Origin of the sequence: Seohaeicola zhoushanensis (genome assembly GCF_014656415.1) — a bacterium.
Taxonomy (GTDB): domain Bacteria; phylum Pseudomonadota; class Alphaproteobacteria; order Rhodobacterales; family Rhodobacteraceae; genus Seohaeicola_A; species Seohaeicola_A zhoushanensis.
Genome location: NZ_BNCJ01000039.1, coordinates 1 through 23,636 on the forward strand (window position 1 = coordinate 1; position 23,636 = coordinate 23,636).

Sequence of the window (23,636 nt, forward strand, 5' to 3'; positions counted from 1 at the left end):
CTTGGAACTTCCGAACCGCGTCAAGCCGCGCCGCGTAGGGGACCGCCGAGGCGCTTACCTCTGAAATAACTACTGCCGAACTTCGCGAAATGAGAGCCGATGCCATGGGGGCGCGGCGCGAAATCGCGCAGGTCGAAGGCGCTTGAAACAATTCAAGGAGGTCTTCCGCAGGGCAAGAGCTTCAACTTTATGGTGCCGATGCAGGAGTCGATGGCCATCCACGGCTGAGCGCCCGAAATCCCAATGCTTTCACGGATCCAGTACCGGCGCTGCACCATGCAATGCTGCTGTCGCGGTCGACCTTCCCGGTAACGGCAAGGGCACAGCCCGCCAGCGGCAGGAAGTGACCGGCCTGATCAAGCGGTCTTGCGGTCTGGTGCCTCGGCCAGCAGAAGCTGCATGATGTCCGACCGGGTGATGACGCCGGCCAGCCGCTCGTCCGCCATCACCGTCACCGTCTCGGTCCCTTGGACGGCGAGGCGGTTTAGGATCTGACCTACCGGCGTATTGGTGGTCGTCGAACGATCCGCCGCGCGCGCGATGCTACCGGCGGTGATCTTGGGCACCCGCCCGACGATCCGCAGGTCCAGCTTTGAAGCGGTCAGCGCCTCGATGATATCGGCCTGCAGGATCAGCCCCGCCAACCGCCCCTGCGCATCGACAACCGGCAGGCTCTTGATCCGGTGCTGTCGGAACAGCCGCGCCACCTGCCGAATATCGGCCTCGGGCGCGACGGTGACAAGCTGCTGGGTCATGATCTCGGCACAGGAGACGTTGTCGAACCGGTGGTTCGCCGCCTTGCGCTCGGCGGCGGCGAGCAGCCGCCCGAGGTCGGCCACGCCGATATTGGACGACTGCCGGTAGGTCTGCAGCAGCGCCGCCAGCTCCTCCTCGCCCAGCCCCAGGCGGATCTCCTCGACCTCTGTCGGTTTCTCGCCGGTCTGTCGGAACGGGTATACGCGCCCGGTCGCGCGGTTGAAAAGGATTGCCGCGCCAACCAGCACGGCTGTCATCAGCCCGACCGGCGCCAGCGCAAAGAACGGGCCCGCTTCCAGGACCGGGCCGGGGTTCAGGGCCGCGAGCAGTGCCACCGCGCCCCCGGGCGGATGTAGCGCGCGGGCGGCCATCATCGCAGCGATGGCAAAGCCAACCGCCAGCGGCGCCGCCCAATCCCCCGGATAGAACGACAGCACCAACACCGCGACCAGCGCCGACAGCGAATTGCCGACCACCGCCGACCAAGGCTGCGCAAGCGGCGCGTTGGGCACCGCGAAGGCCAGAACAGCTGTCGCCCCAAGCGGGGCGATCAGCGCAAGGTGAATGGTCCCGAAAGCGGGCATCGCGCTGGCCAGCGCGGCGCACAGGGCGATACCGAGCGCGACCCCGGCCGAGGCGCGCCAGACTTCTCGCGCCAACGGTCGCGGCAGGGCGGGCAGGAAGCCGGAGAGAGCAAGGCGTCGGTGCGGCATGGGAATCGATGAGTAATTGAGCGGCTTTCGCACCTTCTGCCTGAAATTTGGCCGGAATAGAAACGCTTTCGACTTCGGTCCCGCCGCTTCCGCGACAACGAAATTCCGCCCCGTCGTGGAGCATAAGAAAAGCGTTCGTACAAGGGGCCGGCATGCGATCGCTCTGGCCTTTGCTTCTGGCATCTTCGGGGCTGCGGTCCTTTTCTTTGCTGGCAGCGATTTCCAGGCCCATGCCCGCCGAGTAGAGGCGATCTGCCCGCCTCAAAGTTGGAGGCGCATGAGCAGCCTTGGCCGAACGTTCCGCTGATAAAGTTTAGCTGAACAACATGAGAAACAGTCAGATACGGTTGGGAATGACGGAATAGGTGTTGGTACTGGTCGTTGGGGTGGTTTCCATAGCCGCGGCAGTTTGGCTGTGGGAGTTGCGCTTTGAGTGGACAAAATTAGCGCGCAGCGCCTTGGGCATCGAGTCATAGATCGATCTGGCCGAGCCTGTCTTTGAGCCGCATGGCGTTGAGGGGAAGCGCTCCGTCATATTGCAGACGAACCGTGGCGCGGTGTCCGACTTAACTTGCAAGCGTGAGCCCTGTTTGACCGGAATGGGGCTGTGATGATGTGACCGCGATGGGTCGAAGGATATCACCTCGCACGCACAGTTGTGAGCTCTGCGTTGTTCCCGATTTTGAACACTCGTTTCTTGGCGTGTCTCGTTTGACATTTCGACAGTAGGCCAGCTGAAGTAAAAGGGCCACTCGGCAGGCCAATTATCCGAATGTCGGCTTGTGGAAGCCGATCTGCAGGTGGACGCGTAGCGAGTTCTCGATGTGGTCCTGCGCGGCCTTGTCGGCGGCGTCAGGGTCGCGTGCGCGAATAGCGTCGAGGATGCGCAGGTGTTCAGTCAGCAGTTCGGCGGGGCGTCCGGGTGGCACGTATTTCGCGCCCTTCAGCAGCGCCATCGCGTCAGAGATAGCCTCGATGGAGCGAAGCAGGAAACGGTTGTGTGCCGCCGAGTATAGCGCGTTGTGGAATTCCCAGTTGATCTGGTTTAGCAGCTTGGGGTCGTCCATCGCCGTGCTGCTCTTATCGAGGATGAAGGCCATCTCCTCTATTTCTGCCAGCGAGGCGTGTTGCGCCGCGAACCTCGCTGCGACGCCTTCGAGGTGCTGGCGCAGCTGGTAGAGTTCGACGACCTCGTGGCGGTCAAGTTCGGCGACGACCGCTCCGCGCTGCGGCTCGAGAAGGACGCGCCGTTCCGACTGCAGACGACGTAACGCCTCGCGGACTGGTGTTCGGCTGACGCCCAGTTCCTTGGAGACCACCGCCTCGCGAATACGGTCGCCAGGATTGTACACGCCCTCTCGGATCCACCGGGACATTTCCTGGTAGACATGTTCCGCAAGCGAGGGAGCCGTGTCGGCCCCGTCAGATTCAGCATTCCTTTTCAGCACGTTATGGGTCCTTGCTGCGCGCCGCGTGGGCATCGTTGTTCATATGATGGTAGCGCATTTCTAAGCCGGATGGTGCCGTAAATCGAGCGGGGTTGACAAGAATGTTCAAAAAAGTTTGATATTGTATGCAATCAAATACAATTCGAGTCGATCCGGCTCAGAGACCATGGCCGATGGCGCCAGCAGATCTAGGGAAAGGAAGACGAATGATCGCCACTCTGAAGTCCACTCTTGCAGCTATGTGCGGTGTGACCGCGATCGCGGCAGCGGCGCCGGCGGCTGCGGATTATCCGGAAAAGCCTATCACCATGATCGTTGCCTATTCGCCCGGCGGCGGGACCGATACCGCCGCGCGGACCATTGCGAAATACGTCGAGAAGCACCTCGGCCAGCGGCTGGTTGTCGAGAACAAGGCTGGGGCAGGGGGACAGATCGGCTTCTCGGCGCTCGCCACCGCCAAGCCGGACGGATACGAGATCGGCTTCATCAACGTGCCGTCGATCCACCTTGTGAAGAAGCTGCGCGAGGGTGTGCCCTACGAGATCTCCGACTTCGACCCGATTGCCAATATCCAACTCGACCCGGTGGTCGTCGCGGTTGCGGCGGAAAGCCCGTATCAGACGCTTGCCGATCTGCTTGCTGACGCCAAGGCGCATCCGGGTGAACTGAACATCGGCGCGGACGGGCCGCAGTCGAACAACCAGTTGCAACTGGTGGTGGCCGAAAAGGCACTCGATGTAGATTTCAACTTTGTCGCTTTCGACGGCACCGGGCCGGCGGTGAAGGCAACGTTGGGAGGTGAACTTGCAGCATCGCTACCGTCGGCAAGCGGCGCTACCTCGCAGGTGGAAAGCGGCCGGTTGCGGCTGCTGGGGGTCTTCGCCGACCAGCGCAGCCCGCTGTTCCCCGACGTGCCTACCGTGAGCGAGGCCGCGGGCACGGACGTGAACTCGGTCGGCGCCTCGATGCGCGGGATCGCGGCGCCAAAGGGGCTTGCACCGGAGCAGAAAGCCGTCCTTGAGAAAGCTTTTGCCGCGGTGATGGAAGACCCCGAATTCCTGGCACAGGCCAAGTCGGCAGGCCTGCCGCTGCAGTACATGAACGCCGAGGAATTCGGCGCCTACATGTCCAAGGCCGACGCCGAACTTGATAGTTACGTCGAGCTTCTGAAGTAAGCTCGCAAACGGAAGTATGGAGAGAGCCGAGATGACCACAACAACCCGTGATGCAATCTTTGCCGCCCTGGCCTTTGGCCTAGCCTTGGTGATCGGTGTGACGGCGTTCGGTTATCCCGTCGGCTCCTCATACTTCCCGCGCAGCTTGGCTGGCTTCATAGGTGTGATGTCGGTGATCTACGGCTTTCGTGTCTGGGGCAGCCGGGCGGTCGCCCAGCCGGTGAGCGGCGTTGGAGCGGGGGCCGCCTTCATCGCCTTCACAGCAATCGCAATCTGCGCGCTGGCCATGAAGTTCATCGGCTACGAGGCGACGACCTTCATGTTTCTCTTCGGTCTGATCGTAACTCTGGGCGGCCGCCAGCGGCTGGTCGCCGCACTGGCGGTTGCGGTCGGGGCCACGACCGCGTTCCACGTCATCTTCTTCGTCCTGCTTGGCGTCGCCCGGCCGGAAAGCCTTTTCTTCTGACAATCGCGGGATAGCGCACCGATGCTCGAATATCTGTTGATGGGGGCTGCATCCCTGCTGGATCCGGCAATGCTGCTCGCGGTTGTCGCGGGAGTGGTAGGAGGTGTCATCATCGGCGCGCTGCCGGGGCTGACGAGCACCATGGGCGTGGCACTGCTGATTCCAGTGACCTTCTCGCTGCCGCCGCAGGTCGGCCTCGCAATGCTGGGCGGGATCTATTGCGCCTCGACCTATTCCGGCGCGATCAGCGCGATCCTGCTGAACATCCCCGGTACTTCCGCCTCGGTCGCCACGATGCTGGACGGCCACCCGATGGCCAAGGCCGGTGAGCCCGGGCGCGCCATTTCGCTGGCGACTTTCGCCTCGGCAATTGGCGGCATCGTCAGCGTGCTGGCGCTGTTGCTACTGGCTCCGCAATTGGCGGAATTCTCGTTGCGATTTGGGTCGCCCGAATACTTCCTACTGGCGCTCTTCGGGATCACCGTCATCGCTTCGATGTCGGCGGGCGCAATGGAGAAAGGCCTGATCGCCGGTGCGCTCGGCCTGATCCTGAGCACCGTCGGAGTGCACCCGCTGACCGGCACCATGCGCTTCACGATGGACCTGCCGACGCTCTATGACGGGATCCCGCTTGTGGTGTCGCTGATCGGTCTCTACTCGATTCCCGAGGTCATCGACCTGATCCGGCGCGCCCGCACCTCGGACGGCGATGGCCGCGGCGTCGACCGGTCGAGCCCGCTGCGGGTGTTGCCGGAACTGATGTCGCAGAAGCTGAACCTGCTGCGGTCGAGCGTGATCGGGATCATCGTCGGGATCGTGCCGGGTGTCGGTTGCAGCGTTGGCGGCTTCCTGGCCTATGACGCGGCCAAGCGGGCCTCGAAGGCGCCGCAGACTTTCGGCAAGGGCGCATCCGAGGGCATCGTCGCCAGCGAGACAGGCAACAATGCTGTCACCGGCGGCACGCTGATCCCGCTGCTGACACTGGGTATCCCAGGCAACCCGGTTACCGCGGTGCTGCTGGGCGGCATCATGATCCACGGTCTGCGGCCGGGACCAGAGCTGTTCACGACAAACGCCGACGTTACATATTCCTTCATTTTCAGCTTGTTCCTGTCGAACCTGCTGTTCATTCCAGTCGGCCTGCTGCTGGCGCGCTATGGGCTGCGCGTGGTGCAGGTGCCGCCGGCGATCCTCGCGCCGATCATCCTGGCGCTTGCGATCATCGGCGCCTATGCGATGCGCGGTTCGGTGGACGATATCTGGGTGATGCTGGCGATAGGCGCTCTGGGTTGGGGCATGGCGGCGCTGGCCGTGCCGCGCGCGCCGCTGGTGCTGGGCCTGGTGCTGGGCACGCTGGCCGAAGGCGAACTCGCTCGGTCTCTGGCGCTGGTGCGTGGCGATGTCGGCGCCTTTGCCCTGCAGCTGGTGACCCGCCCGATCTGCCTGGTTCTCATCGTGTTGTGTACCTTCGCCATCGTGCATGGCATCGTCCAGCACCGCCGCAACTCGAAATTTCTCGAGTAGGGCCTGCCCTCACTCGCTTCCAGAAACACGACCGAGAGGAGCTTCCCGGTGAGCGTTATTACGACGATTCCCTGCCCTGTACGCAAGATCGGCCAGAGTGCTGACCATCATTTCTTCGGCTACTACAACAAGAGTATCTGGGATCGTGAAGGGCGGCGCATGCTGGCGCTTCGGGTGCCGCGCATGGCTTGGGACCTGGCGGCGGAGGACGTTGCCGAGGTGGGGTATTTCGACCTTTCTGACGGCGAGACGTTTCGCACTGTAGATACCACGACGGCGTGGAACTGGCAGATGGGCACCCAGTTGCAATGGCTGGAGGGGCTGCCGGGTCGCAAGCTGATCTTCAACCGCCGTAGCGATGACGCCACCGGAACCTATCCGGGTCTGCAGGCGCGGATTCTCGATATCGATGATGGCACCGCAATCGACCTGCCCGACCCGGTGTACGTGGTCGCGCCGGACAGCAGCTATGCCATCTGCGTCGACTACATGCGGTTCACCGCGACCCATCCCACTATCGGCTACGTGCTGGCCGGGCCCGCGCCGGAACTTGATCTTGCGCCGACCGATGACGGCATTCGCCGGATGGAGCTGCCGGGCGGCGAGTCGCGACTGCTGCTCAGTCTGGCCGACCTGAAGGCGTTCCAGCCGGTGGCCTCGATGGAAGGAGCGATCCATTGGGTCACGCATCTCGAAATCAACCCGGCTGGAGACCGGGTGCTATTCCTGCATCGCTGGACCCGGCGGATCGAGGACGAGACCTGCTGGCTACACCGGCTCCTGGTGGTCAACTCGGACGGCACCGGGTTGAAGCTGCTGGAATGCAGCGATCATCCGATTCCGCACTTGGACAACGCGCATGATCCCAATGCACTTGACACCTTCGACTACGAGAAGTCGGAGTATCAGATCTCGCACCCGACCTGGCGCGATGACCGGCACATCATGGTCTGGGGGCCGCATGCGGGCGAGATCCATTACCATCTCTACGACATCGAGACCGGGGAGGCTGAGGCGGTGGGGGCGCCGGTGCTCACCGAGAACGGACACATGACCTATTCGCCCGATCAAGCCTGGATGATCTCGGATACCTACCCGGACAAGCACACCAATATTCGCAAGCTGTTCCTCTACCACCTGGCGACGGGGCAGCGCATCGACGTGGCCGACCTGCAGACCGATCCGACGCTTGGTAAGGAGAATCGTTGCGACCTGCATCCGCGTTGGCATCCCGACGGCGGATCTGTCTGCATCGACTCGGTCCATGAGGGCGAGCGGCAGCTCTATGTCGTCGATCTGGGCGAAGCGTTGACACGGTAGAGAAGCCATAAGGGCGCAGAATGTGACCAAGGAAATTGGATGTCAAAACTAGTTCAGCCGCGGCTAAGCGCCGTCCTTGAATGACAAAATTCGCCTTTGCCGACGGCTGTGTCCCCGGTGGTCCTCCTGCGTGCCGAGCTCTTGGGTTCTCTCCGCGATCACCGCGATGGGCGCCGCATGTTTGCATTCCCGGACCAGATTTTTCAGTTGGATCGCGCGCACCCTGACCCCAAGACTTCCAATCCCTAAACGGTCATCATGATTGTCTGCGAGGAGGCGCATTCGGGCTGCATGGGCATGAATGCGGGGGAAAGCTCAATCAGCTGACGCCCAGTTCTTCTTTCGGTCGCAACGGAACCGCGCTGAGGTTCTCCGGCGGCACCTCTGAACCGTCATAGAGGCCCAACAGGATACCCCGCCGGGCGTATTTTCCCTTCATGGCATCCAGTTCGTCATCGGAAATCGCAATCCTTTGCGACAGCCGCCGGGTCCAGGCGTGGAGGTGTCCGTACATCCGCTCGCGTTCGACCGCAAAGGCTGTATCACGCCCAAGGTCGTCGAGTTCCTGCGGATCGGACTGCAGGTCGAAGAGCAGCGGCGGCAGGCCTCCCTCGGCGTGAACCAGTTTCCAGCGGCCATCGAACACCATGAACAGACGAGCATCGCGATGTGCCATTCCCAGGCTTTCAGCCATCGGCGTGGTCGAATAGTCCATCTCGCTGATCACCGCCTCGCGCCAGGCTTCGGGCTGCTGGCCGTGCAGCAGGTCGCAAAGGGACCGGCCCTCGACGATGTGATCGGGAACCTTGCGGCCGGCAGCTTCGATGAAAGTCGCCGTCAGGTCGATTGCCTCGACAAGCTTGTCGCAGGTCTGGCCGCGGGTCGCGTCTGCTTCGGGGCGCGGATCGTAGATGATTAGCGGCACTTTGACCGAACAGTCATGGAAGAAGTTCTTCTCTCCCAGCCAGTGATCTCCCAGGTAATCGCCGTGATCTGAAGTCACGACAATCATCGTGTCATCCATGCGACCCGCTTGCTCGAGATATTCAAACAGCCGACCCATCTGGTCATCGGCCTGCTTGATGAGGGCCATGTAGGAAGGAATTGCCTTCTCGCGCACTTCTTGTCGCGAGAAGGATCGCGCGACGAGGGTCTGCATATAGGCTTGGTAGACGGGGTGTGGATCCTGTTTCTCTGCTTCAGCGCGAACCGCCGGCACGACGTGTTCAGGGCCGAACATCGAATTGTAGGGCGCGGGCACCACGTAGGGCCAATGCGGCTTGATATAGCTGAGGTGGCATAGCCAAGGCCGGTCTTCGCGACCAGCTTCCGAGAGGAAGTCGATGGCGCGGCTGGTGAGCCAAGGGGTTTCGCTGTCTTCTTCGGCGACATTTGCCGGGCGGTCGATGTATTTCATGAACCAGCCCGATGTCACCTCGCCATCTTCGAGCTCCACCGCATTGGCGTGATCTGACCAGCCGTTAGCCCCGCCATAACCTTTGGCGGCAAGGTATTCGTTATACGGCGAGGTCCGTGTATCGTATGCACCGTCGGGGCCTTCGGTCCAGAGCCCGTCGTCGCGGACTACAACATCGAAACCGCATTCAGCAACCCTCGCACCAATTACCGAATCCGGCGCGATACCCAGCCGTGCCAGGCCTTGGGCATCCGCCTCCATGTGCGTCTTGCCGATCAGGAAGGCATCCATTCCGGCGTCGCGGAGGTGGTCACCCAGCGTGAGCTCGCCAACCTTAAGCGGGAAGTTGTTTCGCTGCGCCCCATGACTGTGCACGTAGCGTCCGGTGTAAAAACTCATGCGGGATGAGCCGCATATTGGCGACTGCACATAGGCGTTGGTAAAACGCAACCCCTTCGACGCCAGCTTGTCGAGGTTTGGCGTCTTCAGATAGGGATGACCGGCGCAGCCGAGATAATCCCAGCGCAGCTGATCAAACATGATGAAGAGAATATTGCGGATAGCACTCGGCATCGGATGACCTCAGTTACAGGTGGTCAAGGAACGGTCTCAGCGGACCCGCCCGGATTCGAAGAAATCGCGGGCGACGCGGTTGAAGACACCCGGCTGCTGCCAATGGGCAAAACGTCCACCACCTTCGATCATGCTGGCTTCCCGAAAGTTCTTCATGCGCGAAAGCATCTCCGGTTCGTCTTTGAACGGATCGTCAGCGCCGCAGATGCCTAGGACCGGGAGATCGAGCTGTTCGAAGCGCGAAACCAGATCCGGCACAGAGGAAGCCACTTCCAGCATCCCGCTACGGTAGTGCGCCGCCGAATGGCTGGCCATCAAATCGATGACCGGTTCGCGCAGCGGATCGCCCTCGGGTGGAATCACCATATACATGGTCTTGCCGCCTTCCCGACGCAGCAGGTCGACCAGCGCGGGCTTGCCGCCGGCCTCAAAGGCTTCGGCAGAAAGACGGCCCGCCACTTCCCAGCGTTGAAGATAGGAGAGCGCGTCATGCAGTTCGCCCCAGGCCCCGATGACCATCGACTCGACCCGGTCGGGATTCTGATTGGCAAAATTCGCGGCGATCGTGCTGCCGAAGGCCAGCGCCACGATGCGTGGCCGACGCATCCCGAAGTGGTCGAGCAAGGCGCGCAGATCCCGTGTCTGGTTCTCGACCGAGAAGCCGAATGCCGCCGTATCGCTGCCGTGATGCCCGCGCCGGTCATAGGCCAGGCAACGGTGGTCCTTCATGAACTCGCGGATCTGCGGCTCCCAGTAGGCCTTTCCGTGGATCTCGCCGTGAATTAAAACGATATCCTTGTCACCCTTGCCCTCGAACCAGCAGGAAAAGTCGTTGCCGTTCGCGTGGACGACCTTGTTCTCGAATGCCATTGGGTTCTCCTCCGATTACTGAAACTGCGGGCGGGATGGGCCAAGCCGCTCGACGAGCATGGCCTGGAACCCCTCCGGGTCTCGCCGCAGGAAGTTGATTGCCTCTGCCGCAGGTCCCGGAAACAGCTCGCTGGTTCCGCTTTCGATGGCGCTAAGGGTCATCCCCGCAAGGTCTGCCGGGCTCAGCTTGGGCAGGTTCAACTGGCGGCTCATCTCGGTATCGACCACCTGGGGATAGATCCCGAGCACCTTCACGCGGAACGGCGCCAGTTCAGCACGCGCGGCAACGGTAACCATGTGGGCGGCCGCCTTGCTCGCGGAATATCCGGCCATACCGGGGCCACTGATCAAGCCGACGAAGCTGACCAGGTTGACAATATGTCCTGAACCTTTGCGGACCATGGAAGGGGCAAAGGCGTGCATCATCGCCAGTGTGCCGAGATAGTTGACCTCGATCTCCGAACGGGCCATGCGCAACGCGTCTTCAGTAAACAGCCGCGCGTTTGCATTGACCCCAGCGTTGTTGATCAGGATCGAGACGCGACCGCTCCATCGGGCAGCGACCTGGGCTACCGCTGCGGGATCGGTGATATCCAGTGCCCCCGCCGTGACCCGCGGGTCCGAGAAGTCGGGCGCGTTGCGGTCGAGGGCGATGACCTCCTTGGCCCCTCCTTCAAGCAGGGCTTCGACAAGGGCACTGCCGATGCCGCCACCGGCGCCGGTGACCAATGCGGTTGCTCCGTCGATCCGAGTTCCGATGACTTCAGGCATCCGCGCTCTCCGGCCAGTTCGGCATCAATTCGTTGGACGGCAGGCTGGGATCGAACACCTTTTTCGCAGTTGCGACACCAGTGATCGGCAAACCTCTGGGGTCCAACAGGCCAAGTTGCACCAGCACGCTGGCTTGATCCCAGTAGATGTGCTCGTTGAACAGCTTATCGCCGCGGAAGTGGATTACGCTGACGAAGGGGATCTCCACGTATTTGCCGGTCGGCGGCACGCCTGGGAGCATCCAGTCCATTTCAATGTCATGGGTGAAGCACAGGATAACCTCATTCACCACGCGATCGGCGCCCACGGTGCGCGAGATCGGGATGCCCTTGATGTCTTCCGGGTTCTTCGGGATGAAATGGTTGGCGTAGAACTGGCGCAGCAGTTTCTTTCCATAGCCGCCCGTCAACGTCGGGATGTGGTTCACATAGGGTTCGGCCACCATGGTCTTCATGGTCTCGTCAGCGTCGCGGGTTTCGAACTCGCAGGCGCGATGGGCTTCCCACAGTGCGTTGAGGTCGTACCAAGGCCCGATGACCTTGCGCAAGACCGCCAGCGAGCGGCTGTACGCCATGTCCGAGGCCGGCTTGACGTAAGTGTCCCGGCCCGGGTTGGCAAAGGCATGACCAGCGCCGGGATAGGAATAGATCTCGATCTCGTGGTTGTCCTGGAAGCGTTTCAGAAGCCCGGCAACCTCGTCCGCCCCCATGTAGAGATCCTCGGTACCGACATGGATGACGGTCGGGACCGGAAGCACGTCCCCGTCCTTCAGGACGCGCTTCAGGCCGACCGGATAATAGGCCGCAGCGCAGTCCACGTGCCCCGCCAGTGCCGCGCCCACTGCCAGCCGTGCGCCCATGCAATGGCCAAGCACGCCGATCCCGCCCTTGCAGAACTCCATGGCCTTCAGTGCCGCTACCACGTCGCCGATATCGGCGATCGCCTGGGCGTCGTCGAGGCCCTGCCCCAGCCTGATGGCGCGCTGCATGTCTTCGCCTTCGTGGCGCAGGTTGAGCCGGGGCTCGGTGCGCCAGAAGATATCCGGAGCAGCAACGACATATCCCTCTTCGGCGAACATGTCGGCCATGGCCTGAATGTCGCTGGTCACGCCGAAAATCTCCTGAAGCAGGACCAGACCGGGACCGCTGCCCTTGGCCGGCCGTGCAAGATAGGCGCCGAAGGTGCCGCCATCCGCGGCTTGGATTTCTACCCAGTTTCCGGACATATTCTTGTTCTCCTTTGAACGGATTAGTTGAGCAGGCCTGGCAGCCACAGCGCGGTCGCAGGCAACAGAACGACCAGTGTCAGGCCAACGAGGTTGGCAGCGACGAAGGGAGAGACACCGGCAAATATGCGCCAGATCGAGACGTTGGGCGCGAAGCTCTTCACGATGAACACGTTCATGCCCAGCGGCGGGGTGATCAAACCAAGTTCGACAACGATCACCACCACGACGCCGAACCAGAGCGGATCAAAGCCAAGCCCGACGACGATCGGCGTGAACACCGGCACGGTGAGGATCATCGCGGCAAGACTGTCGAACACGCAGCCAAGCAACAGGTAGATCGTGCAGATCACCAGGATCACGGCCAGCGGCGAGATATCGAGAGTGGCGATCAGCGTAACCAGTTCCGCGGTCAGCCCCGAGATCGTCAGAAAGGTGTTGAAGACCAGGGCCGAGCCGACAACCATCAGGAGTGATGCCGTCGTGATCACCGACTCCGACAAGGCCGAGGACAGCGCACTCCACGAGGCCGCCTTACGCAGAATCATGATAGCGAGCGCGCCCGCGGCACCGATGCCGGCCGCCTCAGTCGGCGTGAAGACCCCCAGATACATGCCGCCCAAGACAGTGAAGAAGAGAAGACCGACCATCGCGCTGCGCCGGCTGGTAGCTAGACGGTCGCGCCAGTTCACACGTTCTGCCGGCAGCCCGAGCGCAGGCCGCCAGAGAACCACCAGCCAGGCCGCGCACATATATAGCAGGGCCAGCATCATGCCCGGCAGGAAGGCCGCCATGAACAGGCCAGTGATGTCGGTCTCGGTCAGGATACCAAAGATCACCAAGGGCACAGAAGGCGGGATCAGGATGCCCAGCGTGCCACCCGCCGCGACCGCGCCACAAGCGAAACCGTCATTGTAGCTATGGCGCTTCATCTGCGGCAACGAGACCCGCGACATGGTGGCCGCGGTGGCGATCGAACTGCCGCAGACCGCCGAGAAAGCGGCGCTTGCGCCAATCGTCGTATGCGCCATCCCGCCGCGGATATGGCCGAGCCAGGCCCGCGCGCCGTCGAAAAGGTCGTCTGCCAGGCCCGCCCGATGAATGAAGGCCCCCATCAGAACGAACAGCGGAATGACCGAGAATCCGTAGGATGAAAACGCGTCGGTGATCTGCTGCCCCACGACCGAGCCGGCCGCACTGAAACCTCGGAAGCTGGCAAACCCCAAGGTGCCGACGGAAAGCAGGGCGACGGTGAGCGGAACACCGAGGAAGCAAAGTGCGAACAGCGCAACGAAACCGATGAGCGCGATGGTCACGATACCGCCTCCTGATTGGATGGCTGCAGGCTTTCCCCGAGGAGGGCGCCCCAGGCGTGGAACAGGACGACAATACCACTGAGCAGGGACATGGCCGCCATCACCAGGATCATCGGTGCCAGGGGAAGCTCCAGGTAGCCGATCACGTCCTCGAACTCGATCGATTCCATAGCGGCACCCCACAGCATCCACGCCAGGGTTACGAAGACCACGGAGCAAAAGCTCCACACGAGGCCGCCGCGAAGACGTTCGAGCGGGTGGTCAGGTGGCCCGGACAGTAGTCCGAGCATGATATGCTCGCCCCGCAGCGTGACCGCGGGCATAGCGCAGGAGACCGAAACCGCCAGCGCAATGCGGATCATCTCGATCGAACCGGTTAGGGACCGGCCGGAAAAGTAGCGGCCTACCACATCGATAACAGTGAGCGTCATCATCGCGAAGAGTGACAGCCCCGCCACCGCGACCAACACGGTCGCCAGGGAGGCGAATTTTTGGCGCAGCGACGAAGCGATCGACATCCCCTTACTCCGCGGCCACTTCGGCTTGGACCTTGCGGTAGTAGTCCAGTGCCGCCGCGCCATCGGCAACGCCCTTTTTCTCGACGCTGGCGATCCACTCCTCGGCGATCGGGGCAAAAGCCTGGGCGAGGTCGTTGCGCAAGCCTTCGGGAAGCGAGACGAATTTCACACCGCTTGCCTGCAGTTGCTCGACAACTTTTTGATTCCGGTCGTCGACTGCCTGCAGCCTGCGGGCAAAGTTCTCGCCCGAGACCGACATGATCGCCTCGCGGGTCTCCTTGGACAGGCTCCGCCATTTCTTCTCGTTCATCACCAGGGCAAAGGTGCCGGCCGTGCCGAGATCGCCCATATCGGTTGCGGTCTTGGTATAGGGTGCTAGGTTGAATCCGATCACGTCGATCGGAGTGACCGCGACGAAGGCGTCGACCATCCCCTTGCTGACCAGTTCGAAATACCGAAAGGCAGGCCCTGCCACGACACCGGAGCTGACCGCACCAAACGCCTGAGCCGCTGTGCCCGGGGTGGTCGCGATCCTTGCCGACTTCAATTGCTCGATTGAGGTGATCGGTTCGTCATGGGTGCCGAACATCATCTGCGGCGGCAGCGCGAAGAGCGACAGGAGCGTCACGCCGCGGAATTCCTTGGCCGGCTCGAAATGCGTCTCATGAGTCCGCCAGAGCGCGACCGACATGCTCTTGGCGCTGGTCGTCGGTCCGGGTACCGCGCCGACAAAAAGAGTCGTCAGGCGGTTGGGAACAACACCGGCGAACTGCACGGTCAGATCGGCAATGCCATCCTGCACCATGTCGAGTTGCTTGGGCGGCGGCGCCAGGCTGGACGCCGCAAATGAAACGGTCACCTCGCCGCCGGTAGCCTGCTTGACCTCTTCGGCCCATGGCTCCAGCACGTCCCTTACGAGTACATGCTGGGGCGGGAAGAATGTGCTGAACAGCAGTTCGGTTTCCGCGCTTGCGCCGCTTCCAATGAAGCCGAGCAAAACGGCACCGGCAAGTGCGGACCGTCTGAAAAGTCGTGTCATCTCGAAAGTCTCCCTATCCGACGCAAACGGTATACCGCTCTCGTCCGCCTCTTTGTGCCTGCGCACATTGCTCTCGGAGGCGTATAAGGGAAAGGAACAAAATCTTAGACACCTATATCCTTTTAGTTATGATCTCTCACTTGATCGACCTGACCGAGCGCGATCTCTCGCACCAATGCAGCAAAGCTCGCCACTGTCGGAGTCAGCTCCTCCTCGGCGAGATACAAACCGACCGGCCCCAAGGTGCCGGTCATCGGCAAGGCCAGTTCGGTCAACACCCCGCTCGTCGTGTAATAGGGCGCGACATTGCGCGAGAAGAGCGTGATCATGTTGCTGTGTCGGAGAAGCGCCTGGTTCACCACGACGGAGCGCGATTCGATCAGGTCTTCCGGGAATCGGACACCCGCATTCACGAATTCCGCCTCGAAGCGTGTCCGCATAGGTGTGCCCTGCGGGGACACCAGCCAAGGGAACTCCCTTGCGGCCACCCAGCTGGGCCGCGGAGACAGCCGCAGCGGATGAGCCGCGCGGACGACGGCAACGACCTGCTCGGCATAGAGCTCCTCGGTTCGGATGCCTTCGAGGACTGCCCCCTGCACGCGGCCGATCACCAAGTCGAGTTCCCGGCGCTGCAAGGCGTCGAGCAGCGGCACCAGCGTGTCCTCGGTGACGGCGATACGCACGTTGGGTGCGTCAGCGCGAAATCTCAGGATCGCGGTCGGCAGCAGTTCCGAGACCACGGCGTGCAACACCCCGATGCGCAGGCGCCCGGCGCGCCCCTGGCGCGTTGCCTCCATCAGGTCCGAGATGTTTTCGGCCTCGCCCAGGACGTGCTCGCAGAAACCCAGGAACTGCGCCCCCAGCGCGGTCAGCCTGAGCGTCTTGCCCCTGACAAAGAGTGGTGCGCCGATATCCTCTTCCAACTCGCGCAGCCATTTTGACAGGGCGGGCTGTGTCATGTTCAGCGTATCCGCCGCAGCCGATTGGCTGCCGGTTGCGACCAGCGTCGAGAAGATCTCGAGGTGGCGGATCTTCAGACGGCGCGTCCAGGAAGCGAAGCTTGTCATGTCATTTAGGTTATACGAACCCAAGGAATAGTTGCTAGTAATAATAGATGATCGTTGGAAGATTGCGCGGGTGAATGCACTACAAGTGGATGAAGCCATGACACCCGACACCTTCCTAGGTCAGTTCAAAGCTGCGGCCGTTCAGGCTTCGCCTGTCTTCCTCGATGCTGAAGCAACCGCCCACAAGGCGGCGCGGCTGATCGCCGAAGCGGGTGAAAATGGGGCACGACTAGTTGTTTTTCCTGAAGTTTTTATTCCAGGCTATCCCTATTGGAGCTGGATTACCGACCCGGTGACCGGAAGCGCCTGGTTCGAGAAGTTGATTCGCGCATCGATTTTTCTGCCGGGACCGGAAATCGACATCGTCTGCTCTGCAGCCGCAGCCGCCAACGCCCATGTGGTGATTGGCGTCAACGAACGCAGCCCGGTCTCGCTGGGAACGCTCTATAACACCCTCGTATTCATTGGGCCCGATGGAAAAATCCTGGGCAAACACCGCAAGCTGGTGCCGACCTGGGCGGAGAAGCTGACGTGGACCGGCGGTGACGGGTCGTCGCTGAAGGTCTACGAGACGGCCATCGGCCCCCTTGGCGGGCTGGCCTGCGGCGAAAACACCAATACGCTGGCACGATTTGCGCTGCTCGCACAGGGAGAACTGGTGCATACTGCCAGCTATATATCGCTGCCGGTGGCCCCGCCCGACTACGACATGGCCGAGGCGATTCGGTTGCGCGCCCAGTCACACAGCTTCGAAGGTAAGGTATTTACCGTGGTCGCCACGTCGACGGTCTCGGAAGAGATCATCGGCGCAATGGAGCGGGTACGCCCCGATGCGCGCAGCCTGCTGGAGCGCAAGTCCAGCGCCTTTTCCGGCATCATCGGCCCCGACGGGCGGGTGATCGGCGAAGGGCTCGTGGACGAAGAGGGCATTGTCTATGCCGACATCGACCTGGGCAAGTGCATTCAGCCTCGTCAGATGCATGACATCACCGGCCACTACAACCGCTTTGACGTGTTCCAGCTGAGCCTCAATCGGTCCAGTCAACAGCCGTTGAACCTCTACGGCAAGGTGGCCCCTGACGGTGCCAGCACGCCCGATGTCGAGGCGGGCCCGATCGAGATCACCGAAACCCAAGCCTGAATGCGGAGGAAAAAATGAGCAATAGTGCCGATAGAGACGATGTTCTCGGCCGAGCCCGAGTGCGCGACACAGCCGAACTTGAAGCCTACTATGATGACCTGGCCGGCTTCGAGACCGGCGCGCTATGGACGGTCGCCAATGACATCGAGCCCTGGGAACCGACGCCGAAATCGGCGCCGGTCCTGTGGCGAAATGCTGATTTGCGGGCGCAGGTTCTGCGCGCAATTGACCTGGTTCGCCCGGAAGATGCCGGCAGGCGGGTCGTCTATCTGCGCAATCCGAAGCGACGCGAAGTCAGTGCCGCCTGCGGCTGGCTGTTCTCGGGCATACAGGTGATGAAGGCCGGCGAACGCGCCGGAGCCCACAAGCATGCAGCTTCGGCGCTGCGCTTCATCATGGAGGGCCAGGGCGCCTATACGATCGTCGACGGGCACAAGGTCGAGCTTGGAGCGCGCGATTTCGTCCTGACACCGAACGGCACCTGGCACGAACACGGCATTTCCGAGGACGGTACGACCTGCATGTGGCAGGACGGGCTCGACATCCCGCTGACCAACGCGCTGGAAGCCAATTTCTACGCCGTGCACCCGGATGACTACCAGGTGACCAACCTTCCGGCGAACGACAGTCCAATGACCTATGGTGGACCAGGTCTGCGGCCGGCGATGGACAAGTGGGACAAGCCTTATTCGCCGCTGCTCTGCTATCGTTGGGAACCTACCTACGAAGCGCTTCAGAACTACGCAAAGGTCACCGATGGCTCGCCCTTTGATGGTGTGAAGATGGACTACGTGAATCCAGTGACCGGCGGCGACCCGATGCTGACCATGGGCGCGTCGATGCAACTGCTTAGACCGGGCGAACACACCAGGGCACATCGTCATACCGGCAACGTGATTTACCAAGTCGCCAAGGGCGAAGGCTATTCGATCGTCGGCGGCCAGCGTTTCGACTGGAAAGAGCGCGACATCTTCTGCGTCCCGCCATGGGTCTGGCACGAGCATTGCAACACCCAGACCGGTGACGACGCCTGCCTGTTCTCCTTCAACGACTTCCCGGTGATGAAGAAGCTTGGCTTCTATGCAGAACAGGCGCTCGAGGACAACAACGGCCACCAGATCCTCATCACCTGACATGTGAACGGAAAACCAAAATGAAACTCGTTACTTATCGCGCTTCGATCGAGGCAGAAGGTCGTCTCGGCGTCATCAAGGATGGCCTGGTCATCGACGTCGCCCGACTTGGCCTGGCTCTTGGCGAGACCTTCGCCGTCGACATGCTCGGGCTGATTGAACAGGGTCCGGATGGACTGGCGTCGCTTGCCCGTGCGCTCGAAGCCACCGAAGGCAAGCGCCCCGCAGGCATCGCCGTTCCGTTCGAGAATGTCCGCCTGATGGCGCCTATCCCGCGTCCGCGCAAAAACATCTTCGGCATTGGCCTGAACTATGTCGAACACGTCGCCGAAAGCGCAAAGTCGCTGGATACCTCGAAGAACCTGCCGGAGAAGCCGGTGGTGTTCTCCAAACCGCCAACCTCGGTGATCGCCCATGGCGAGCCGATCCAGCACAATGCCGCCATGACGCAACAACTCGACTGGGAAGTGGAGCTTGCAGTGATCGTGGGCAAGCGGGCGACCCGGATTTCCAAGGAAAACGCGATGAGCCATGTCTTCGGTTATTCAGTGATCAATGATGTTTCGGCGCGGGACAATCGCCGCGCGGGTCAATGGATCTTCTCCAAGGGACAGGATAGCTACTGCCCGTTCGGCCCGGCCATCATTACCTCCGATGAAATTGCGGATCCGCACAATCTCGACCTCTGGCTTCGGAAGAACGGCGAGGAGAAGCAGCGATCGAACACCAGACACCTGCTCTTCGACATCCCGACGCTGATCGCCGATATCTCTTCCGGAATCACGCTGGAGCCGGGCGACATCATCGCCACCGGCACCCCTGCGGGCGTCGGCGCCGGCCGCGAACCGCAGGAATGGATGTGGCCGGGCGATGTCATCGAATGTGGTGTCGATGGCATCGGCGTGCTGGTCAACCCCGTCGTGAAGATCGGAGCCTGAGATGGAGAACCTGAACCGGACCTACAAGATCGGGCAGATCGTGCCGTCATCGAACCTGACGATGGAGCGCGAGATTCCCGCCATGCTGCGCGCCCGTGAAGCCATGTTCCCCGAACGCTTCTCGTTCCATTCCAGCCGGATGCGGATGAAGAAGGTCACGGCCGAAGAACTCAAGGCGATGGACCGCGACAGCGACCGCTGCGCACTCGAACTGTCAGACGCGGATGTCGATGTCATGGGATATGCCTGCCTGGTCGCGATCATGTCGATGGGCAAGGGCTATCACCGCGAGAGCCAGAAGCGGTTGCACCAGGTCACAGTGGACAATGGCCACCCAGCACCGGTGGTCAGTTCCGCGGGCGCGCTGGTCGATGGATTGCACAGGATGGGGGCGAAGCGCATCTCTATCGTCACGCCCTACATGCGGCCTCTGACGAACCTGGTGGCCGAATACATCGAGGCCGAAGGCATCGAAGTGAGCGATTCCATCGCGCTCGAAATCCCGGACAACCTGCAGGTCGCGGCGCAGGATCCCATGAACCTGACGGAAATATATAAGCAGGTGAATCTGAAGAATATCGATGCGCTGGTGCTGTCGGCCTGCGTTCAGATGCCGTCGCTGGCGGCCATTCAGAAGGTCGAGGACGAATGCGGAATCCCGGTTCTGTCGGCAGCGGTAGCGACGACGTACCAGATGCTACGTGAACTCGAGATCACTCCTCGGGTCCCCGGCTGCGGGGCGCTGCTATCGGGCAACTACTAGGCCCTGACGAGGGGCTGCCAATTTCTGGCCGAGCGGCAGGCGCGACGCGCCTCCGCTTGGCCGCTCCGCGATTCTGATCCCGCTGGCGCGGGGCGTCATGGCGCGCACGGTAAGAGGACGAATGCAATAATGGCAACGATGGTATGCCCCCCCAGCTTGCCCGCCTCCCGATCGGGTCACCGCGCCCGGAAAGGCACGGGGCAGAACGGCAATAACCCTTGATGGCAGACTGGCTTGGCATCTACCTGCGTGAACTCTTCTACACGCCGGATTGGCTTCACCGGGTCTCTCGGCAGACCCTACGAGCGGATTTGCTGGCGGGGCTGACCGGGGCGAGTGTCGTCCTGCCGCAGGGGGTGGCCTTCGCCGCTATTGCCGGCTTGCCGCCCGAATATGGCTTTTACACCGCTATGGTAACCCCCGTAGTCGCCTCGCTCTCCGGGTCGAGCTGGCACGCGGTCTCGGGGCCGACTACCGCAATTTCGGCGTTGGTCTTCGGGTCGCTGGCAGGCAATCTGGAGCCTTTTTCGCCGGAGTTCATCCAGACAGCCATAGCTCTTACACTGCTGGTCGGTCTGATCCAGTTCGCGCTCGGGCTGGGTCGGTTGGGAACATTGGTCGATTTCGTGTCGCATTCGGTGATGACGGGTTTCGTCGCTGGTGCAGCCCTGCTGATCGCGCTCAGTCAACTGACCTATATTCTCGGGGTCGACCTGCCGCACCCAAGCAACTTGCCGGAGTTCCTTGCCCGGCTCCCGGAGCGGCTGACCCTGCTAAACCCGGACAACCTGATCATCGCCAGTGTGGCGCTGCTCACCGGCCTCGGCCTGCGACATTGGAAGCCTTCCTGGCCAAACTACCTGCTGGCGTTGGTCACCGGCACCCTTGCCGGGCTGGTGCTGGCCCGGACCGGCGCGGGGGTCAGCACGATCGGCGCGGTCGGAGAGATTTCGCTGCAACCGAAGATGCCGGCGCTGTCACCGGCCTTCCTGAAGGACTACGGCTCGGCAGCCCTCGCCATCGCCCTGGTGGGCCTGCTCGAAGCGCTGTCCGTCTCGCGTGCGATCGCGCTGCGGTCGGGCCAGCCGATCAATGGCAACCGCGAGACCCTGGGACAGGGCGCCTCGAATATCGCCGGGTCGTTGTTTCAGTGCTATCCGGGTTCGGCCTCGTTCACCCGGTCCGGCCTGAACTACGAAGCTGGCGCCCAGACGCCGCTGGCGGCGATCTTTGCTGCCGTGTTCCTGTTCCTGATCCTGCAATTCGTGGCGCCGATCTTTGCTCATATCCCTGAGGCTGCGATGGGCGGCATCATCCTGCTGGTGGCCTGGCGGCTGGTCGATTTTTCCGAGATCCGGCATATCTCGGCCCAGTCGCTCAGCGAAAGCGCGATTGCGTTCGCCACCTTTCTCGCCACCCTCTTCGTCGACTTGGAATTTTCCGTCTATGTCGGAGTCTTCCTTTCATTTCTCTTCTTCATCCGCAACGCAGCGCGGCCGCGTATCGCCGTCGGGGCTCCGGATCCAGCAAGCTCGACACGCATGTTCCGCGCCGTTGAAAGCAACGAGTTGCGGGAATGCCCGCAACTCGTGATCGCGCGTATCGACGGAACCCTCTTCTTCGGCTCTGTCGAGGAGGTTCGGCGACAGTTCCGGGCCTTGGAGCGTAGCCGGCCTGAACAAATCCACATGCTGTTCATCGTCAAGGGCGTAGGCGAGATCGACATGTCGGGCGCTGATCTGCTGATCGAGGAGACCCGTCGCCGGCATCGTCGGGGCGGGTCCTTCCACCTGATGACCCGGACGCCGAAGCTGATCCGGAAACTAGCCCGTTTCAAGGTCATGCGCGAGCTGACCAAGCGGCGTATACACCTGTCCAAACACGACGGTATCGCCGAGATCGTTCCCCTGCTTGACCCCGAAAAATGTGCAACATGCACGGCCAGGATCTTCCGTGAATGTGCTCAGCGGCCGGGTGCGCCACCGGTGCAGACTGCCATTGATCCGGCGGCGTGACCTAGACCCGATCCAGATTCGAGATCGGGTTCCGGTCTGCCATTTGATGACCTAGACCACCTCGTCGACCTCTCTGGGATGTAAGCGGGGACTTGCGGTCAAACTGGAGCCTGCAATGTTCGTCACAGCCATCGGCTTCGATCGCGCCAAGTCAGTTTTCAGATCCACAGACCGCCCGCATCATGGAGACCACGTCGAGATGACCCGTACGACCCTGGAGGGGTTCGGCAGGCAAGTGACGAAGACGGACGACGTGGCAATCAAAGCGACCTTGGACTGTATGACGGTGTCGCGGATCCTTTCGCCCTATGACGCGGCTGGAGATTGCCAATCCGCTTCAGGTCAACCAGTCCCGGTTTGTGGCGTCCTGAATGTTGCCTTCAGTTCTGTTGACAGCACGCATGTCGTCCCGTAAATTGAGATCAAATCCCGAGGAGTGGGACGTTGACCTCAAATTTGCTTGGCCGTTATCATCAGGTGCTGACTACGGTCGCAGGCGCGGACAATGGTATTGCAGCGGCGGCAATCGCCGAGGCAGTAAATCTGCCTCGGTCCACCGCACATCGCTTGGCACTGGCCTTGTGTGAGGTTGGCTATCTTCAGCAGCAGGAGTCTTTGAGTTTTGTTCTGGGCTCGGCGCTTGATGACATTCTGATCCCGCGACTGTTCAACGCGCAGCGGTCTCATACAATTCTTCCGGTTCTTTTGAGCCTGGCGAGCGAGCTTAAGGAAACTTCCTTCTTTGCCCGCAGGCATTGTGGCCGGATCGAGATCGTGGATGCACTTCCCGTTCCTGGCTCTCAGCAATCCTATATCTATCCCGGACTCGGTGATCGGCCGCTCGACAAATGCTCGTCCAGCAAGGCCATCCTGGCCTTTTGCGAAGAACGCGATGTCGATGCGTGGCTTTCGGCCGCACGGCAGGAGGCTGGGCTGCCAACCTCTGAATACCCGGCTGAATCCTTCTGGACGGAGTTGGCAGGCGTGCGGGACGCAGGCTATGCGATTTGCGACGGCGAAATCGACGAGGGTGTGATTTCGATCGCCTCCCCTGTTTTTGTCGAACCGTTCGGGGCCATTTACAGCATCGGAGTAACCGGCCCAACAGCGCGCCTAAAGGCGCAGCGAATCGAGGACGTGGCGGACCATGTGCGTGCCGCCGCAAAAACGGCCGCGGCCCGGCTTGTGGCGAATGCCGCAACCAAGGGCTCCAAACCCGGATAAATAAGACACTATTCTTTGTGGAGGAGAAGTAGAAATGAACCGCAAGTTCAATAAATATGTCGACCGGAATATTCTGTTTGCTGCAACATTGGGAGCCGTTGCAGCACCGGCTTACGCAGAAGAGCCCGTCACTTTGAAGTTCGCCGACTGGATGCCAGTCAGCCACTAGGTGTTCAGTCCCGGCATTTGGTGGATCGGGTTCAAGATGAATCTGTCCGGCTCTG

At 61.6% G+C, this 23,636-nt stretch carries 21 protein-coding genes; 11 read left to right on the forward strand and 10 right to left on the reverse strand.

What is annotated here, in order from left to right:
- Positions 1-356: 356 nt before the first annotated feature.
- Complete coding sequence (locus tag IE266_RS25650) at positions 357-1,415, reverse strand: HPP family protein (RefSeq protein WP_189682992.1); 1,059 nt, start codon at positions 1,413-1,415, stop codon at positions 357-359.
- An 818-nt stretch (positions 1,416-2,233) separates the two neighbouring features.
- Positions 2,234-2,917, reverse strand: a complete 684-nt coding sequence (locus IE266_RS25655; protein WP_229864496.1) for a GntR family transcriptional regulator — start codon at positions 2,915-2,917, stop codon at positions 2,234-2,236.
- Positions 2,918-3,123: 206 nt separating this feature from the next.
- On the opposite strand from IE266_RS25655, the gene IE266_RS25660 reads away from it, so the two are divergent.
- Genes IE266_RS25660 through IE266_RS25675 form a run of 4 tightly spaced genes read left to right on the forward strand, consistent with a single transcriptional unit; the run spans position 3,124 to position 7,402 of the window.
- Positions 3,124-4,092: a tripartite tricarboxylate transporter substrate binding protein gene (locus tag IE266_RS25660; RefSeq protein WP_229864498.1), complete on the forward strand. Its 969-nt coding sequence runs from the start codon at positions 3,124-3,126 to the stop codon at positions 4,090-4,092.
- Between the two features lie 31 nt (positions 4,093-4,123).
- On the forward strand, positions 4,124-4,558 hold the full coding sequence (locus IE266_RS25665; protein WP_189682994.1) for a tripartite tricarboxylate transporter TctB family protein: 435 nt from the start codon (positions 4,124-4,126) through the stop codon (positions 4,556-4,558).
- A gap of 21 nt (positions 4,559-4,579) precedes the next feature.
- The gene (locus IE266_RS25670; protein ID WP_189682995.1) at positions 4,580-6,082 is read left to right on the forward strand and encodes a tripartite tricarboxylate transporter permease; all 1,503 of its coding nucleotides are present in this window, start codon (positions 4,580-4,582) and stop codon (positions 6,080-6,082) included.
- Positions 6,083-6,130: 48 nt separating this feature from the next.
- On the forward strand, positions 6,131-7,402 hold the full coding sequence (locus IE266_RS25675; protein ID WP_189682996.1) for a TolB-like translocation protein: 1,272 nt from the start codon (positions 6,131-6,133) through the stop codon (positions 7,400-7,402).
- A gap of 319 nt (positions 7,403-7,721) precedes the next feature.
- On the opposite strand, the gene IE266_RS25680 is transcribed toward IE266_RS25675, so the two are convergent.
- The 8 genes from IE266_RS25680 to IE266_RS25715 form a co-directional block, all read right to left on the reverse strand.
- Complete coding sequence (locus IE266_RS25680; RefSeq protein ID WP_189682997.1) at positions 7,722-9,392, reverse strand: sulfatase-like hydrolase/transferase; 1,671 nt, start codon at positions 9,390-9,392, stop codon at positions 7,722-7,724.
- A 36-nt stretch (positions 9,393-9,428) separates the two neighbouring features.
- Entirely contained in the window at positions 9,429-10,262 is an 834-nt protein-coding gene (locus IE266_RS25685) for an alpha/beta fold hydrolase (RefSeq protein WP_189682998.1), read from the reverse strand.
- Between the two features lie 15 nt (positions 10,263-10,277).
- Complete coding sequence (locus IE266_RS25690; protein WP_189682999.1) at positions 10,278-11,033, reverse strand: SDR family NAD(P)-dependent oxidoreductase; 756 nt, start codon at positions 11,031-11,033, stop codon at positions 10,278-10,280.
- Complete coding sequence (locus tag IE266_RS25695) at positions 11,026-12,258, reverse strand: dienelactone hydrolase family protein (protein WP_189683000.1); 1,233 nt, start codon at positions 12,256-12,258, stop codon at positions 11,026-11,028. Before IE266_RS25695 ends, IE266_RS25690 begins: the two co-directional genes overlap by 8 nt.
- Before the next feature lie 23 nt (positions 12,259-12,281).
- Positions 12,282-13,574 carry a TRAP transporter large permease gene (locus IE266_RS25700; RefSeq protein ID WP_189683001.1) on the reverse strand — a complete coding sequence of 431 codons (1,293 nt, stop codon included), beginning with the start codon at positions 13,572-13,574 and terminating at the stop codon, positions 12,282-12,284.
- Positions 13,571-14,092 (reverse strand): TRAP transporter small permease, encoded by a 522-nt coding sequence (locus tag IE266_RS25705; RefSeq protein WP_189683002.1) that lies wholly within the window; start codon positions 14,090-14,092, stop codon positions 13,571-13,573. Before IE266_RS25705 ends, IE266_RS25700 begins: the two co-directional genes overlap by 4 nt.
- 4 nt (positions 14,093-14,096) lie before the next feature.
- Entirely contained in the window at positions 14,097-15,131 is a 1,035-nt protein-coding gene (gene dctP / locus IE266_RS25710; RefSeq protein ID WP_189683003.1) for a TRAP transporter substrate-binding protein DctP, read from the reverse strand.
- A gap of 122 nt (positions 15,132-15,253) precedes the next feature.
- Positions 15,254-16,198 (reverse strand): LysR substrate-binding domain-containing protein, encoded by a 945-nt coding sequence (locus tag IE266_RS25715; RefSeq protein WP_189683004.1) that lies wholly within the window; start codon positions 16,196-16,198, stop codon positions 15,254-15,256.
- Positions 16,199-16,295: 97 nt separating this feature from the next.
- On the opposite strand from IE266_RS25715, the gene IE266_RS25720 reads away from it, so the two are divergent.
- The 7 genes from IE266_RS25720 to IE266_RS27230 all read left to right on the forward strand — a co-directional run bounded on the left by IE266_RS25720 (position 16,296) and on the right by IE266_RS27230 (position 23,581).
- Positions 16,296-17,339, forward strand: coding sequence for a carbon-nitrogen hydrolase family protein (locus IE266_RS25720; protein WP_189683005.1), 1,044 nt, complete (start codon positions 16,296-16,298; stop codon positions 17,337-17,339).
- A 14-nt stretch (positions 17,340-17,353) separates the two neighbouring features.
- Complete coding sequence (locus tag IE266_RS25725; RefSeq protein WP_189683006.1) at positions 17,354-18,472, forward strand: cupin domain-containing protein; 1,119 nt, start codon at positions 17,354-17,356, stop codon at positions 18,470-18,472.
- Between the two features lie 20 nt (positions 18,473-18,492).
- On the forward strand, positions 18,493-19,410 hold the full coding sequence (locus IE266_RS25730) for a fumarylacetoacetate hydrolase family protein (RefSeq protein ID WP_189683007.1): 918 nt from the start codon (positions 18,493-18,495) through the stop codon (positions 19,408-19,410).
- A 1-nt stretch (position 19,411) separates the two neighbouring features.
- The gene (locus IE266_RS25735) at positions 19,412-20,173 is read left to right on the forward strand and encodes a maleate cis-trans isomerase family protein (RefSeq protein WP_308434622.1); all 762 of its coding nucleotides are present in this window, start codon (positions 19,412-19,414) and stop codon (positions 20,171-20,173) included.
- A 221-nt stretch (positions 20,174-20,394) separates the two neighbouring features.
- Positions 20,395-22,188, forward strand: coding sequence for a SulP family inorganic anion transporter (locus IE266_RS25740; protein ID WP_189683008.1), 1,794 nt, complete (start codon positions 20,395-20,397; stop codon positions 22,186-22,188).
- 444 nt (positions 22,189-22,632) lie between these two features.
- Positions 22,633-23,412, forward strand: a complete 780-nt coding sequence (locus IE266_RS25745; RefSeq protein WP_189683009.1) for an IclR family transcriptional regulator — start codon at positions 22,633-22,635, stop codon at positions 23,410-23,412.
- Positions 23,413-23,446: 34 nt separating this feature from the next.
- The gene (locus tag IE266_RS27230) at positions 23,447-23,581 is read left to right on the forward strand and encodes a hypothetical protein (protein ID WP_268249783.1); all 135 of its coding nucleotides are present in this window, start codon (positions 23,447-23,449) and stop codon (positions 23,579-23,581) included.
- Positions 23,582-23,636 lie beyond the last annotated feature (55 nt).